Origin of the sequence: Desulfovibrio sp. (assembly GCF_034006445.1) — a bacterium.
Taxonomy (GTDB): Bacteria; Desulfobacterota; Desulfovibrionia; order Desulfovibrionales; family Desulfovibrionaceae; genus Desulfovibrio.
In genome coordinates, this window is the sequence record NZ_JAVESS010000012.1 from 23483 (window position 1) to 39409 (window position 15927).

Here is a 15927-nt window from a genome sequence, read left to right on the forward strand (position 1 = left end):
TCTTCTTCATAGGCCACAAACGGTCCTTCTGTCAAAACAAATATCCCCGGCCAGGACCGCAAATGCGCGCCCACAGCCGCTGTTACAAGGAGTTCGCATGACGCCATCGGAAAAAATGGCGCGCCTTGGCGCGCAGGCTAAAAACGCGGCGCGCGCCATGACCAGGGCTACGCCCGATTCCAAAAACAGGGCTCTGCTGGGGCTGGCCGAAATTTTGCGCGAGCGCGAGGCGGACATTCTGGCCGCCAACGCCCGTGACGTCGAAGCCGCAAGGAGCGCCGGGCAGGACTCCGCCCGCCTTGACCGCCTCACGCTCACCCCCATCATTATGGAAGAGATGCGCGCGGCCTGCGCCCACGTCGCCAACCTGCCCGATCCGGTGGGCGCTACCGAAAGCCAGTGGCAGCGCCCCAACGGCCTGCTGGTGGGCAAGATGCGCATTCCCCTCGGCGTCATCGCCATGATTTACGAGGCCCGCCCCAATGTCACCATTGACGCGGCCATTTTGTGCATCAAGGCTGGCAATGCCGTCATCCTGCGCGGCGGCAGTGAAGCCCTGCACTCCAACACGGCTCTGGCACAGGCGCTTCAGGACGCCATGGTGCAGGCTGGTCTGCCCGCCGAAGCCGCACAGCTTGTGACCGTGCCGGGGCATGAGGCCGTCAACGCCCTGTGCAAGCTTGACCAGTACATTGACGTCATCATCCCCCGTGGGGGCGAAGGGCTTGTGCGCGCCGTGACCGAGGCCGCCACCATGCCCGTGCTCAAGCATTTCAAGGGCGTGTGCCACGCCTATATCGAGCCGGACGCCGACCTTGAGAAGGCTCTGGACATCGTGTTCAACGGCAAGGTGCAGCGCCCCGGCGTGTGCAACGCGCTGGAATGCCTGCTGGTTCACAAGGACGTGGCCGCGCGCTTTCTGCCCATGGTGGCGGAAAAGCTCGGCGCCGCCGGTGTGGAATTTCGCGCCGACGCCACTGCCCTGCCGCTTATGGGCAAGGCTCCCGCAGGCAGCGTCGTGCCCCAGAAACCCGAGGATCTCGGGCAGGAGTTCCACAACCTCATCCTTGCCGTGCGCGTGGTTAAGGATATGGACGAAGCCCTGGATCACATTGCCCGCTACGGCTCCAATCACACGGAAATCATCTGCACCAACGACCACGCCAAGGCCATGCGCTTTCTGCGCGAGGCCGACGCCTCCATGGTGGCCGTCAATGCGTCCAGCCGCTTCAACGATGGCGGCCAGCTGGGCCTTGGGGCGGAAATCGGCATCTCCACCTCCAAGCTGCACGCATACGGGGCCATGGGGGTGGAAGAACTGACCACCACCAAGTTTGTGGTGCTTGGCCAGGGGCAGGTGCGGCAGTAGTGACGGCGAACCTCGGCTCACACGAGACGGCGGCCGGTTCGGGTTCCGATGGTTCGGGTTCCGGCGCGGCGGCTCCCCATGCCACAGTTTCCGGCGGGGCGGTTTCCCGCGTGGGGGCAGGCCCGCGCGGCCGGGCCATTTTGGGCGGCAGCTTCAATCCCCCGCATGTGGGGCATCTGCGTCTGGCCATTGAGGCCGCCGAAGCCCTGACCCCCCTGGTGACCGGCGTGGATCTCGTGCCCTGCGCCGTGCCGCCGCACAAAACCATGACAGGCATGCTGCCCTTTGATCTGCGCGCCCGCATGGTTGAAGCCAGCATCACCGACCTGCCCTTTCTGCGTTGCAACAGGCTTGAAGGGCAACGGCAGGGGCCATCCTATACATGGGACACGTTGTTGGCCTATCGTGAGGTCGAGCCGCAAACAGAACTGTATTTCATCCTGGGCAGCCCGGACTTTGCCCTGCTGCCCACCTGGCACAGGGGGCTGGAACTGCCGGGCCTGTGCAACTTTGTTGTGGTGCCGCGCGACGGGCAGGCCGCGCGGGACGTGATCGCCACGGCGCAGCGGCTGTGGCCCGAAGCCCGCGAGCGCGCCCCCCTTGTGGGCGACGGCCCCTGTATGGGCCTGCCCGGCGGCGGGCTGGCGCATTTTCTGCCCTTGCCCTGGCTGGACGTGAGCGCGTCGCGCCTGCGCAGCTTGTGGCTGGCAGGCCGGAGGGTGGATTTTCTGCTGCCTCGGGCGGCTTTTGAAATTCTGAAGCAGAGCGAGAAAACCGTACAGGCACACTGGCGACAGACGGAGCCGACATGCTGACAACCGCGCCCAAGGACATACGCGAAAATGTGGCAAGAGCCCTAGGGTATCTGCGCAAGGATGAGGTGGAGCGTTCGCTCCTGGTCATGTGCGAGGCTCTGCGGCGCATGGCCGAGGTCAAGATGCTGCGCTCGGCCCGGACGGAACTGGACAGCCAGGTCAATGATTTTCTGTCCACGCTGGTGCACCATCCGTGCATGCAGCCACTGCTGGACCCGGCCCGGACGGGCAATCCCAAAAACATTCCCTTTCAACAGGGCAAGGAAGCGGCACTGGCCACAGTGATGGACGGCCTTGCCAAGATTCTGCAAAAAGAATCCGAAAATTGCGTTCAGGCAGAAGCCACAGCCCGTAGGGCAAGAAAAAAACATCTCATTGATACCGGCCTGCAATTTATACGCGAAGGGCAGACCGCCAAGGGGCGCGCCTTTCTCAAGCGTGTGATTGAAGAATTCCGTCAGGAAGACGGCATCCGCGTTCAGGTGGCCCAGATTTTTGCCGCCGCAGGTCTGCATCAGGAAGCCGCCGAAACATATGAAGAAGCCATTGCCAAACAACAGCGCGACCCTGCCGCCTATACTGGTGCGGTAGCCTCCTGGATGGAACTGCTCGAATATGAAAAGGCCGAGGCCGTCTACAGGGCGGTACTGCGAACCTTTGGCGGGCACCCTTCCACCTATGGCAAGATGGCGAAGCTGTATCTCGTCTGGCACAAGCGCCAGAAGGCAGAAGAAATGGCCCTGCGCGCACTGCACGATGACCCGGAACAGGCGGACGCTCTGGAAGTGATGACCGCGCTGGAACGCAGGTAGTCCACTATAACGCCTGGCCATTGCCATTCAAAAAAAGATGCGCTATAGACAGCCTTCCGGTCGCGGGCGCAACGCCCTGACCTGCGGAGAGGTAGCGAAGCTGGCCGTAACGCGCTCGACTCGAAATCGAGTTGTCCCTTAATCGGGGCACGTGGGTTCGAATCCCACCCTCTCCGCCATTTTTATGTTTCTTACAGTCCAATAAAGTCCGGAAAGCAAGCAATAAAGCAGCTTTCCGGACTTTTTCTTTCCAGCGACGTCCAGCGAATATATACACAATCCATCTTGTGCGGGTATATAACCGGGGTAGATAAAAACTTGCAAAAATTTTATATACCCAAGGAAAGAAACCCTGAAAAAAGGATGGAATATGAAGACGATAACGCCATCTACCCGAAGATCTACCCCGATTGTTTCGCACACATTTTTAACCAACCTGAAGGCGACTGGCGAGGTGCAAAGAGTGCCGGTTGGCGAGTCGCTTTACCTCCAGATCTCCGCCAAAGGCAAAAAGACCTGGTACCTCAGATACGACACCCTCACTCCTGACGGAAAGCGCAAACAGAATATTGTCAGCCTGGGCCAGTTTCCCAAAATGGGGATCAAAGAAGCTCGAGCCGAAGCTGAATCAAGAAGAGACCTGTCGAAAGAAGAAAACGCGAACCTGGTACAAGTGCGCAAAGAAGAGCTCATCAGAAAAGCCCAGGCCAGCGTCGTCCACACCTTTCAAAATGTGGCCGAGTCCTGGCTCAATTTGAAAATGGCGGAATGGGAAGGACGTTCGGGCAAGCAAAACCGGGGACGCCTTGCCGCCAACGTCTATCCCGTCATTGGCGATCTATCGATTGACAAAATTACGGTCAATGACATCGAGCACGCACTGAAACACGTTATTTCACGAGGCTCGCTTGAAGTTGCCCGGCGTGTGCATACTTTGATCGTCAGCGTTTTCAAATACGCTCTGGCTAAAGGCTTAATCCAGAATCCGGATATCATCGTCAGGCTGAGCTGGTACAAAGAGCAAATGCCCAAACGGAAGAAAAAGAGCCTGTATTCTGAAGAGCTTGGCCCGGAAGATGTTGGCCAACTGCTGCGAAGCTTAGAGGAACACAGAACCCGTTGGACCATTCCCGTTGCCACGGCCATGCAACTGGCCCCCTATTGCGCAGTACGCCCCTCCGAACTCCTGGAAGCGAAATGGAGCGAGTTCAACCTTGATGCGGCAGAATGGGTTATCCCGGCTGAACGCATGAAAAAGGGCCTGCCTCATCTTGTGCCGCTGCCGCGCCAGGCTGTTGCACTTTTCAAAAAAATGTACGCGTTTTCCGGCCAACAAGAGCTGGTGTTTCCGTCCACCTCTACCAAAGGCAAGGGCAAAGCCGTCAGCAGCATGGCCCTGATTCAGGCTTTTAGGAAAATGGGCTATACTGCGGAAAATGGAAACAGATTTGTGACCCACGCCTTCCGTGGCCTGTTCTCCACCACGGCCTACAACATCCTCGGCGCGTCATCCCTGGCTGTGGAACTGCAACTCGCCCACGTCGAGCAAAACAAGGTCAAAGCGGCTTACCACAAGACAAGCATGCGTACCGCCTTGGCAGAGCGCCGGGCACTGCTCCAACAATATGCAGATTACCTGGATGAGTTGAGGGCGAAGGCTTAAAGAGTATGTAATGTTTGTTTAAGAACTATGCTATAGAGGTGATTATGCCAACACCAAAAGATCTTCTTGAAGAGCTTGAGCGCCTTGAAAATTCCATTCTTGAAAACATGCAACGCGCCATTCCTGAAGAAGAACAAGACAAGAGCCTATTTTTTATCGAACTCATCAGAACATATGACTACTGGTTTCTTCTAAATGATTTATTTCCTGAGGATAAACGACTATCCGCATGGGCTTTGCATGTAATGCAGTGTTCCTGGCCCCGTGTTGTCAAATCACTGTATGGATCTCTAAAAAAACTTAAAGGATTTCCAGCTGCTCAGTGGACTCCAATCCTTAAGCAATATGAAATGAATTACCTGCATGGTGCTGGCTATTCAGCGATATTGGACAGGTTTCAAGAGGAATATAAAGCTGGGCTACTTGATATCGTAAAAAATGAACAAAGTGAGTGGCATGTCAATGCACGCCCAGGAACAGAAATTCAATTTATGGACCAATATGATTTAAGTTATATGAATGATTTTTATTATAAACCATATGAATATAAAAAATCTTACTTTAAAAAATGGGCTCCACATGTAGAGGGCAGCATTGATGACCTGATTAAAGACTTTGAATACGGAGCTCTGCTGAGGCGAGATAGAATTTATAAAGATGCCAAGGCTCTTGCAGGTGAATTCAGAGAGGCGATATTTCCTTATCCCGTAAGATGGGGAAACATACTAGGCTACAATGCGTCTGACAATATTTGTTTAACAATGTTTGAACAGGCATATGATCAAGTCAGGAAATGGATGCATGATGCAGGTGTAGATAGTAATTGTATATTGTTTGACGATATAAGCGCGCTGGATTTATCAATTGTCGTTGCGCAATTAGTTGCAACACATATGATTCATTCTAGATTTATATTTTATGCAATGGAGAAAAAAGATTTCAGTATAGACATAGATTTCAGCATAACAATTTGGTCAATATCAGACGACATTATCAACGGGACAAGATTTCTATATGGTATTGAACCAAAAAAAATTCAAAAAATATTGAATATTATTACGCTAAATGATCGAACATACGATATCGTTGCAAATGGCAAAAACTTTGATATGCCGCTTCTAGTTGATATGGGAAATGGGCTATACATAAGACCAATATCATCATTAGGTAAAAATCCGTTTGGATTTATCAAACGAGTTTTGGCAAAGAATGAAGCGAAGGCATACAATCTACTGATTAAGCATCAGGAAAAAATGCTCCGGGACGATATTTACAGATTTTTTGGTGGAAACAGGTTTCAATGTCTTGATAGTAATATAAAGCTTAAAGCTCCATCTGGAAAAATACTGACAGATGTGGATGCTTCCATATTTGACGTTATAACAAATACTTTGGCTGTATTTCAGCTCAAATGGCAGGACTATAGAACGACTAGTGTTCAGGAACTGCGAAGCAAGGCAAAAAATCTATCAGAAGAAACAGACAAATGGGCATATAATGTTGAAAAGTGGTTCAAGACTGTGAGCTCTGAGCAGGCAACGCGTACGTTCAAGATAAAAAGCAAATCTGATTATGTAATAGTGTTATTTTTTGTTGTATCAAGAGAAGTATCTTATATAGAAGGGTATGGCTACTATCCCAAGCACCCATCTATCGCCATTGCAAATTATCCATATTTTTCGCGACTAAGAACAGAAATTGGACCTCATGCAAATACTTTTTTGCTCATGCATAAAGCAATCTCAGAAAAGCGTGCCGACATCAGCAAGATAAAAGCTGAGCCTGTATCATTTGAACTTGAAAATCATAAATTTATTTGTGATCGGTACTGGTTTAGCATGTCTAACCAGCATGAGAAGGGAGATGATGGCGACTTGCCGTCTTCATAGCGAGCTGAATATTTTTGAAGTTAATATTAAAAATCTGTCAACACTTTTTTGTCCACACAGTACAGCCCTGTGCAATGTAGTACCTTTTCAAACAACGCTTTTTTGAAGCCGATATAGTCCGCTAAAAAAGTCATGATACGTTTCCTGTAAGAGTCAAAGACCATTCAGGAGGTGTAACTATGACTACCATGACCACAGTCCCGACCGTCGGATTTCTCCGTCTTCCCCAAATCTTACAACTTGTCCCCATCAGCAAAAGCGCATGGTGGGAAGGCTGCAAAACTGGCCGCTTCCCCAAACCCGTCAAACTCGGCCCGCGCACAACTGCCTGGAAGGCGGAGGACATAGCGGAGTTGGTGAACATGCTAGGAAAGCAAGAAAAAACAAGCGATAAAGTGTAAGCATAAACAACAAAGCACAGGGATGACAGCCAGCACTGTGTCCCTGTGCTTTGTTGTTGCATTGTGTTGCCTTCAAAAATACAAAATTATAATAATACCTTTTGAGTTTATTACAAATTCAATGTCATCTACTAAGCATTGTTCACTGTCTTGTCTTGTAGTTGCACTAAAATTCTCTACCCAATAGTAATCCCCTCGCACTTTGCCTTCTCAAGTATTTCTACCAAAATACGGCATTGCTTTTCGGACGGAATCTTTGAAGGAAGCTGTGTCGCTACAGCAAGAATTCCGTATTCTTTCTCAGAAAGAAGCTTTTTTGCAGACAGCTCGTTCATGATACGCTGCCAGTGTGGTGCTGGAATGCTGACCACCAGCTTCTGTGCTGCTATTCCATCATCTACCAATTGTACCTTCACGGCATTCCGATTCTGTTCTTTTTCCTCTTCTCTGGAGACAAGCAGGCTCCGGAAATTTTCCGACTGTCTTGCTTCAAGGGTCGAAATGTCATCTTTCAGAGTACTCCAACAGATATCTTTCTTGAACCACTCCGAGTCTCGGGGAAGGTTATCCGAGGGCTGGGTTATGTGGTCATTGATAAAGGAAGCACACGCGGCGATTGCTTCTCGTAAGGCATCTGGGATATCCTGTTGAATCCAAACTAGGGCAAACGGGATGGCCTTTTTGTGGCGATGGGCAAGTTCTCCCAAGCAGGCAAGACTGTAATAAACAATATAGGAGCGTAGACTTCCGCCTGGCCTGTACCAGGGTTGGGCCGAAACAATGCGTTCTGTTTCACGAAATATTATGGCTCTGGCTACAATGCGTTTGAAATACTGCTCATTAAAATCCTCTGGCGATACATCCCATGTTTTTCCGATTCTGGTAGCATATTGAGCAAAGTTTTTTTGGCGTCCCTTGCTCACATACTTGGGGTGCTCATCCCAGACATTTTCATATTTTGCCAAATCTTCCTTGGTAAATAGCTGATTCTTCGGGAAAATTGCTTTAAACTTTCGCTGTTCTGCAAGAGTAAGCTTGCTTTGCGCTTCTGCGTATTGCCCACGTGCTCTTTCATAAAACCACCTGGTTTCTCTCTGGGCTCCGGAATGAGCCGGAGCCAATACCCGGCGTGAAAATTCCTCCATTCTGAGGTGGAATGGGGAATTGGAGAAGAAGTCTGCTGCTTTGACAGGGTTTTGCGTGTTGGCATATTCGGAAATTTTGGGGACGATTTCTTCGCTTTTTTCCGGATCAATAACTGACAGTTTCATCTGGACAAAGACCTGATCCAGAGATGCCTTGTCTTTTCTTTGCGTATGAAAAAGAGATGCTGTTGTCTGACCACCGTTCACGATCTGGAGGTCTCGTATCCTGGTTATGACAAGGCTTTCTTTTCCCTGATCGACATCAACCTCTTGAGCGGTTGCAGTTATCCCGTTGTTGTAAGCAAAAAACATGGTAGGCGAGTTGAGAATGGTTTCGCGAATGCCCTTGTTTACGTTACCCCGTGCCTGAAGGAATGTTCTGACGTTTTGCTCCAATAAACGGCTGTCATAGTCTCCATACAGTTTTGCAAGAACGTTTCCCGGCAGGGCCGCAAGGTAGGAACGGTAGTTGTCCGCTTGCAGGTCTACACGAAGACACGGGAGGCCATGTCCGAACATTTGCAGAAAATCGAGGTCCAGAGGCTCCTTACGACCGCGAGCACTGTATTGTCGGTAAAGGCGTGCCATGTCCCATACATGGTAAAAAATTGGTTTGTCGCAGACGACTTCAGACTCAAGCTCTTTTACTCGTTCACTGAGGGCTCGTTCGGATAACAAAAACAGATTGATTTTTCTGAGACTGCCCAATCGGTCTTCAATCTGTCTGGCTAAAGAATACTCTGGCGAAGTAACTTCTAGCTCTTGCCAAAGTCGCTTTTTGCCACTTGATTCGAAAAAATTGACAAGCCGGCGGAAAATGGCCGTTATATCTGTCTGGGTCAGGGAAAGTAGCTCCATCCTCGATTCATAGTCGGCAATAAAAAGAGACAGAGTTCCTTCCTCGTCAAACCAGTAGCCATCGACGCGCATCCCTCGCGGGGCCCGATAGTGACAAAATTCAACGTCTTCCACAAAGCCTGTTTCAGCCAGATCCTTGACGAAAAAATCGACAAACTCTTGCAAATGGAAGTTGTTGTTGGCGGCTCCACCAGCGAAAATTTCCTGTCTGAACTCATGAAAAAAGTCCTGTAGAGACATTTCCATCTAGAGCGCCTCCAAGAGAGTTTCAAAGGCACAGGAAAACGGTTCTATTTTTTCCAACTCAAGCTGGTATGATACTGATCTGACTCCGGCAGGTAACATGGAGCGAACCACCTTGGGGAAGTCTTTTTCGACAAGGTAGGCCTTCTTGTTAGTTGTTACCAATTTGGGGGTTTCATACTCGTGATGGGGGGCATACCCGTTTGCTGCAAGCTTGCTGTCAAAGCTTTCCAGGCTTTCTCTCTGTAACAGGTCACGAATATGTGTCACAAGCGCATTGAGCGACAAAGCTACATGGTTGTCCCGAGACTCTTGAAGAGTCAGAGTGAGAAGGTAGAGTTTTTCTTCAATAGACTCCAGTTGATCTTCGGAGGAAATCCGTACTGTGCTACGATCGGAGCTGGAGAGCGCTTTCACTTCAACGGCCCTTCCTGAATAGATAAAGTCTTGATGTACCCATTCCGGACCTGTCCACGCCATCACTGCTGAGGCAGGATTCAAACCGACCTCAAGCAGCTTGTTCAAAAAGACAAGTTCGGCAAAAAGGCCACGGTATTCCTGAATGGTTAAGAGTCGAGAATTTTGTCCGGACAAAAAGGTTCGCCATCGCTTCAAGTGCTGCATGGCCACAGAAATTGCTACATCCGGACGGTGCACTTCTATGAGGCTATGGAACAGGCTTTTGCACAAAGCATGAAAAAGATCGCAGTCAACTTGCCTGTCGAGAGTTAAGACCAACAATTGACAGTCCGTTGCAGGATCTTGGCGGAGGTCTGTGTCCACGCCTTTCACGGTAATCTTTTCTTGCACGAAAAGATTGCGGTGATCGCCTGTCAGTGAAATCAAAAAGAGAAGTTTTCCCTGAACATCCTTTCCCCAATAGGCAGGAATTACACTTCCATCAGGAATGAGTCTGACATTATAGTCTCTCTCCGGTGTTGCAATCTCGTCCCACGGTAAGGAATTACTCATCGAAATCCTCCTCGTCTTCCGGATTGTCCAATACACCCTGCATATTCTGAACCCAGACCCTGTTTGCAGCTATCTCAACGGTGTGCGAGTAGTCTCCAAAGGGGAAGCTGATACCAAATGCCGGTACGCGCCGATACGCAACATCCGGAAATTCCAGTATGTGCACCATCAGTAGCGGCTTGTTCCTCACTTCACGATAGTGCACGTCAGACGGTTTGCCACTCATTTTTTGATCTTGCTCATTGTATTCTTGGGCCAGCAAACGCGCTTTCTCTATCTGCTCTGGCGTAAGTCCCAGTTTTTCATCCCCACGGCTGGCAACTCGATTTTTGGCTGTTCGCCATGCCGTTCCTTCCCAAGGTTTTGCTGTACGCTTTTGAGCTCCCAGCTTGTATTGGCTTCCCTCTTCTCCATTATCTTTGAGAGAAACAAAAACTACATCGCCTTTGGGGTGCAGGTCGGAGATTTCATGCAGGTATAACGTTGCGGCATATTTGGCATCGGCCATGTCTGGATGGGCTTCAAATTTCTCCAGAAAATCTTCGATTACTGCAACATTAACATCCTTGGCCCACCATCCTTTCTCTGTCGGAACAATCTGAGCGGCAAGACCATTTGTCCAAAACTCTTCAATCAAATTTTCGTTTTTGATGTTTGTTCTGTTGTCCGTAGGCAAGATATAACTTTCAACAAGTCTGCCACTCAGATTTTGTCGAATTTTTATCTTGGCGGCACTTAGCATTTTGTTTGCTGCAGTGATCAAAAGCTTTTCCGGGTGAGTTTCCACGTAAAGGCCAAACTGACGAGGAGTAAGACCATCCCTACGCATCTTCCTTATCTGTTGCCGTAGTTCTTCTGTTTTTTCGGCAATATGCCCATACCAATCTATGGAATCTGGTGACAAATACACTCGGCACAGATCTTCATAGCCAGGCCGATAACCAAACCATCTCCCCATCTGCATCAATGTATCGTACATGCGCGTGTTTCGATACATATAGCTCATCCAAAGTCCTTCCAGAGTCAACCCTCGTGACAGGCTCAAGCCTCCAATGGCCACGGCTGTCAGTCCGTGCCCATCTTTTTCGTATTTCTTGTAATCGAGTACTTCATCGGACTTACTGTTTATAACAAAGAACTTCAAAGTATCGAATGCCGAAAGCAGGTTTGCTTTTACATCATCCCAGTCTACGCCGCATTCTATAAACTCAGAATCATAAGCTTCACGTAATGCCTGCATGTATTTATTTCTTGATGAGATATCTTCCGGCATTGCATAGTTTGCTTTTACTGCTTCTCTTAGCTTTTTTTCGTGAAGCGCAAGAATATTTTTAACCGTCCGCTGGACGGCAACAAACCTGGACACATTGACTAGCATGGAGCAATGTTTGTTGTTTTGTCCTCGGCAGTTTCTGATAGTTTTGCCAACAATGAATTGGTTGAATGCCTTGTACAGGCTTGGCGGAAGCTCTGTAAGCGGGATATCTTTTTTATGTGTCAGCGGCAGGTAGTCTTCACAATCTCGAATCTCGCGCAATATTTTACTACTGCTTTCGTCTTCAAGGAAAACCTTGTCGGGACCAAAATAGGTGTTGGGAGCATCCAGAGAATAGATAAAATCTTTCGGGAACAGTTCTTCCCGAACATCCTGGTCGTACGCCTCCGGGTTGATAAAAATATTGGCAAAAGGAGTTGCGGTGTATCCTACATAACAGGATTTGGCGAAAAGATTCAAAATTTGACGTAACCACGCGTTTGTTTTTGTTGGATCAAGCTCCGGCTTGTTTGTGTTGATCGAAGCATTGTCCGCCTCGTCGTCGATCATCAACATCGGGACATCGGTTATCTGCCCATTTTTCGAATTCAGCTCTTTCAGCCATTTGTGCAGTGCCTGGAGTGTAGTTACGTTCTTTTTGATCACCAGAACAATGGGCTTGCTGAAGTCATTCAGTTTCCAGCCACTTTTCTCGGCAGTATTCTTGTTGAAGTCTTCGTTGATGTTGGTAAGCGTGGCCGGGTGGGGGAAGTCGGAAGAAAATCTGCCTACGCCAACAATGACTCGGTTGCCAGGGTCGCTGGACCGCCCGATAAACCCTTCGTCCATCCGTTCCTGGGTTTGCTTGCGCAAATTGTTATGGATACCGGCAATAACAATAATAAATTTGTAACCTGCATCGGCAGCTCTGGCCACCAGCCCCATGTAGTTTGCGGTTTTTCCCGACTGGACGTGTCCTATAACTAGGCCCCGGCGGTCCCATGCCCCTTCACTCAAGGGATCTTGCAGATGACCAAGGATGCGTCCGCCAGTATCACTCAGGGCTTGTACGACCTGTGGTGCCCAGCCCTCCTGGCGTAAATATTTTTCATAGGCTTCGGAATATATCCAGGAGATGCTTCTTTTCAGCATCCATTCTTCGTCATGAGGAGTCTCTGTATCTACAATGGAGACGCCCTGTCCCATACGCGAGTCGATTGCCACTAGCGCCTGTTCCACAACGTTTGCAATGTCTCCAACAAAACCGGAAAGTTGAGCAAGTATTTTGGCTTTTTCTTCTACCTCCTCCCTTGTGGGGGGAGGCGTTTTGTCTCCAAGAAGAGAGATAAGAGAACTGGCGAGTTGTTTTTCTTTTTCCAATGCCGAATTACTCATAACACCCCTCCCGGATGTATTTTTCAACAAGATCCGTTCTGCCATCCACCAGACGCAAAGACTGGACAACCTCCAGGAACTTTTCTCGCTCCAGTGGATCCGTTCCAAAAAGAGCAAAATGTACTTCCTTCAGCTTGGCCAAGCTCTCTTCATCAGACAAAGAACTCATATCCAGTTTTCTTGGATGCATGGAGAAATCGGAATAGATCATTTCTACAGGGACAGAAGACCCCACTGCTTCCAACAAAACTTCCAATATTCTGTTTTCGGCATCCGAAAATTTTGACTTCAAGGTTGCGATAAGGGCATGATCTCTATTCAGGGCATAGCGGATGGAGCCGTTTTGTTCTGCGAATCTCTCCCAGATGGGAGCTTTGGTTTCGCTGAACAGCTTTTGTCCTCGCCCACGATGTATTCTTGTGCTGCTTTCGGAAATTTGGGGAAGTATTTGCCTCAAGCGCTCACGCACAAGGTATGGCGGCCTTACGGTTGATTTTTTGATATCTATGGTCCAGGCGTCATCCAGAGTGTTGGAAAAATCGATCTGAACTCTGGCCAATTTGCTTGTTTCGCCTTTGGGAATAAGGCGAAACCAATCACCCCATGCCATCAGCCGTCCGTTTCTGTAAACGTAAGCTCCCTGATTGGAGAGAAATTCACTACGGCTTTGGTAGTAAGCTTCTTCACGTGCTGACAGGCGAGAATGATGAGGGAGGATATAAGCTTGAAGATATACTTCTTCGGCTCCAAGGTGAACGGTTTCCGGGGGAAGAAGTTGTGAACCGCTTTTTCTGCAAAAAGGGTCAAAGCCTTCGACGGGATGCCCGTTGATGCTTAGTGAGAGGCGCTTTCTTCCTCTTATTTCACCATCAAGGAAACGGTGAAATACGAGAGCCAGGTGCTTTTCCAGGATATCGAGCTTTTCATTAACCACTTCATCGTGATTATCTTTTTGGCTTTCATCAAAAAGTCGATCCAGCTTTCTCCATAACACTAAGGTTCCATTGCTGCCCAACTGGTTGATGAAAGGGACATCTGCAATGTCTGTTTCTTCGAGTACGGATATCAGCCAATCGTCAGTTTCTTTGACAAGGTCGAGATCCCATTCGGCTCCACACCATTGGCCATCCTGGACACTGACAACAGTAAGTTTGAGACATTGAGAAAAAGAGGCCGTTTTGAGGCCAAGGCCAAACCTGCCAAGGTCCATCTTATTTCTTTTTTGTTCCGGCCCAAGAGCGCCATGTCTCATCGCAACAAGCAGATCCTCTTCGTTCATACCACAACCATTGTCCCAGATAGCAAGAATGGGGATATCCGAGGACACGTCACAGATAATACCCACTTCGGTGGCTTCGGCAGAAATACTGTTGTCCACAATATCTGCTACAGCAGTTTCAAGCGAATACCCGAGATCGCGCAATGACGTCGACATGGAGTGCGCACTGGGAGGAAGTGGATGCATTCTGGCCATTGGACAACGCTCCGTACTAATTAGAGATTGCCTCCGGAGAGGGGGTGGAGATTATGCTAATAATTCCCCGCTCCATGAGTAAATTTCAATACTGCCCATACCTTTTCAGCTATTTGACGCGCCAGCAACGGGGGGACAGCGTTCCCGACCTGTACGTATTGTGCTGTCCGTGGGCCTTCAAAAAAATAATTGTCGGGAAACGTTTGAAGCCGTGCTGCTTCACGTACCGTCAGGCTGCGGCATTGCGTCGGGTCCGGATGGATAAACGAATGTCCGTCTTTGGCCAGATGGCTTGTAATAGTTGTCGAGGGGCGAGCTTCCAATTGGGCTTTGAACCTGTCATCAAAATGCCCGCTGTCCCAATTGGCATGCTCCGGAGGCAAGCCAGGGAAATCGAAGTCTTTGGCGGCAAGAGGATTTTTACCTTTGGCACGCGCAAAGGCCGCCACATATGCATACCTCCGCAAATCGCTGGCCATATGAGAGCGTGTTTCATGATTTAGCCAACCGCCAAGTTCTGTATCTCGCAACCATTCATGTAAAGCGGTTCCACGAGTAGGAAGATGAGCATAGTCTCCAGGGATCCATTGCCCCCCCCGGGAAAGAGTTCTCTGCTCAACATCTTTCGCGGTGAGGTGAAGCAGTTGTGCAAGACGATGGCTCTTGGCTTCACTCGCATGTTGGGACATAGATGTGCAGGCTTCGATAACAATATTTTTCCAGACATCTATGGAGTCCATTTGGCGGGAGATGCCACTTCTCAGTGAAGGCATATCCCCTATGGCATCCCAAACTGTATTTGACAGTGAAGGCTGCAACTTGGGCAAAGAAAATGTAATATCTTCTCGAACTCCCACCAATATTACCCGGTGCCGCGCTTGAGGCACTCCATATTTCTCACACTGGACAATAAATTTTTTCAGATCGAGATCAGATGCATTCATGCCAGGTTCGTAACACGTGTCTGCAACCAGAGAATGTATGGTGTAATTGTAGTTTTCGACACTACGCTCACTCTTTCCCGGGCGTGCCAAATCTTCAAGAATACGATGGATGATATGTTTATGATCTAATTGGCAAGAGAGAAGTCCCCTGACATTCTCCATAACAAATACTGATGGTCGAAATTGTCTGATCACATTTAGATATTCTTGATACAAATAATGGCGAGGGTCCTTTACGTTGTTGGCACCTGAGCGAACACGTCCAACGACGGAGTATGCCTGGCAAGGAGGGCCTCCAATTAAAACCCAATGTTCGTCGTTAGGAATCAATTTGGCAATCCGCTCATAGAGAAAAATATTGTCTTTGGGTTCACCCAATTCAAGTAAAAGAGCCTCCGAACCGGCCTCATCCCAGAGGTCTTCATCCTTAGATGCCACTGGAGAATTGGTTGACCCCTTGTAGTACGCATATAGAGTATCCAACGGCCTTCCATGTCGTCTTAGCAATCGTGAATACGCGCGAAGCTTCAGAGTGCGTTGGGCAAATTTGTCTTTTTCGACGGATACGACTATTTTAAAAGGGTATGCACCATTCACCCGGAGAGAAGAAAAACCTTCTCCCAAACCTCCGGGCCCTGCAAATAAATCAACTATTTTTGTAGTCTGCATCAACTAATTCCTATCATAGTTTT

11 protein-coding genes and 1 tRNA gene are annotated in these 15927 nt (G+C 49.2%); 7 read left to right on the forward strand and 5 right to left on the reverse strand.

Annotated features, from left to right (window positions below):
* The first annotated feature begins 97 nt into the window (after positions 1 to 97).
* From RBR41_RS10290 to RBR41_RS10320, 7 genes are all read left to right on the forward strand, one after another.
* On the forward strand, positions 98 to 1369 hold the full coding sequence (locus tag RBR41_RS10290; protein ID WP_320352483.1) for a glutamate-5-semialdehyde dehydrogenase: 1272 nt from the start codon (positions 98 to 100) through the stop codon (positions 1367 to 1369).
* Complete coding sequence (locus tag RBR41_RS10295; protein ID WP_320352484.1) at positions 1369 to 2184, forward strand: nicotinate-nicotinamide nucleotide adenylyltransferase; 816 nt, start codon at positions 1369 to 1371, stop codon at positions 2182 to 2184. Before RBR41_RS10290 ends, RBR41_RS10295 begins: the two co-directional genes overlap by 1 nt.
* Entirely contained in the window at positions 2178 to 2996 is an 819-nt protein-coding gene (locus RBR41_RS10300; RefSeq protein WP_320352485.1) for a tetratricopeptide repeat protein, read from the forward strand. Before RBR41_RS10295 ends, RBR41_RS10300 begins: the two co-directional genes overlap by 7 nt.
* Before the next feature lie 85 nt (positions 2997 to 3081).
* Positions 3082 to 3175: transfer RNA gene (locus RBR41_RS10305), tRNA-Ser, on the forward strand.
* 191 nt (positions 3176 to 3366) lie between these two features.
* Positions 3367 to 4659, forward strand: a complete 1293-nt coding sequence (locus RBR41_RS10310) for a tyrosine-type recombinase/integrase (protein WP_320352486.1) — start codon at positions 3367 to 3369, stop codon at positions 4657 to 4659.
* A gap of 14 nt (positions 4660 to 4673) precedes the next feature.
* On the forward strand, positions 4674 to 6548 hold the full coding sequence (locus RBR41_RS10315; protein ID WP_320352487.1) for a hypothetical protein: 1875 nt from the start codon (positions 4674 to 4676) through the stop codon (positions 6546 to 6548).
* Positions 6549 to 6727: 179 nt separating this feature from the next.
* Positions 6728 to 6949, forward strand: a complete 222-nt coding sequence (locus RBR41_RS10320; protein ID WP_320352488.1) for a helix-turn-helix transcriptional regulator — start codon at positions 6728 to 6730, stop codon at positions 6947 to 6949.
* 176 nt (positions 6950 to 7125) lie between these two features.
* On the opposite strand, the gene RBR41_RS10325 is transcribed toward RBR41_RS10320, so the two are convergent.
* Genes RBR41_RS10325 through RBR41_RS10345 form a run of 5 tightly spaced genes read right to left on the reverse strand, consistent with a single transcriptional unit; the run spans position 7126 to position 15904 of the window.
* Positions 7126 to 9198, reverse strand: coding sequence for an AIPR family protein (locus RBR41_RS10325; RefSeq protein WP_320352489.1), 2073 nt, complete (start codon positions 9196 to 9198; stop codon positions 7126 to 7128).
* Positions 9199 to 10167, reverse strand: coding sequence for a PD-(D/E)XK motif protein (locus RBR41_RS10330; RefSeq protein WP_320352490.1), 969 nt, complete (start codon positions 10165 to 10167; stop codon positions 9199 to 9201). It abuts the gene before it with no gap.
* On the reverse strand, positions 10160 to 12817 hold the full coding sequence (locus RBR41_RS10335; protein ID WP_320352491.1) for a Z1 domain-containing protein: 2658 nt from the start codon (positions 12815 to 12817) through the stop codon (positions 10160 to 10162). The genes RBR41_RS10330 and RBR41_RS10335 overlap by 8 nt, the downstream gene beginning before the upstream one ends.
* On the reverse strand, positions 12810 to 14291 hold the full coding sequence (locus tag RBR41_RS10340) for an ATP-binding protein (protein WP_320352492.1): 1482 nt from the start codon (positions 14289 to 14291) through the stop codon (positions 12810 to 12812). The genes RBR41_RS10335 and RBR41_RS10340 overlap by 8 nt, the downstream gene beginning before the upstream one ends.
* Positions 14292 to 14347: 56 nt before the next feature.
* Entirely contained in the window at positions 14348 to 15904 is a 1557-nt protein-coding gene (locus tag RBR41_RS10345; protein WP_320352493.1) for a DNA (cytosine-5-)-methyltransferase, read from the reverse strand.
* Positions 15905 to 15927 lie beyond the last annotated feature (23 nt).

Excerpts from the sequence above, each read along its gene's own strand:
- RBR41_RS10290 (WP_320352483.1), top strand. The coding sequence starts at position 98 with ATGACGCCATCGGAAAAAATGGCGCGCCTTGGCGCGCAGGCTAAAAAC.
- RBR41_RS10300 (WP_320352485.1), top strand. The coding sequence starts at position 2,178 with ATGCTGACAACCGCGCCCAAGGACATACGCGAAAATGTGGCAAGAGCC.
- RBR41_RS10310 (WP_320352486.1), top strand. The coding sequence starts at position 3,367 with ATGAAGACGATAACGCCATCTACCCGAAGATCTACCCCGATTGTTTCG.
- RBR41_RS10320 (WP_320352488.1), top strand. The coding sequence starts at position 6,728 with ATGACTACCATGACCACAGTCCCGACCGTCGGATTTCTCCGTCTTCCC.
- RBR41_RS10325 (WP_320352489.1), bottom strand. The coding sequence starts at position 9,198 with ATGGAAATGTCTCTACAGGACTTTTTTCATGAGTTCAGACAGGAAATT.
- RBR41_RS10330 (WP_320352490.1), bottom strand. The coding sequence starts at position 10,167 with ATGAGTAATTCCTTACCGTGGGACGAGATTGCAACACCGGAGAGAGAC.
- RBR41_RS10335 (WP_320352491.1), bottom strand. The coding sequence starts at position 12,817 with ATGAGTAATTCGGCATTGGAAAAAGAAAAACAACTCGCCAGTTCTCTT.
- RBR41_RS10340 (WP_320352492.1), bottom strand. The coding sequence starts at position 14,291 with ATGGCCAGAATGCATCCACTTCCTCCCAGTGCGCACTCCATGTCGACG.
- RBR41_RS10345 (WP_320352493.1), bottom strand. The coding sequence starts at position 15,904 with ATGCAGACTACAAAAATAGTTGATTTATTTGCAGGGCCCGGAGGTTTG.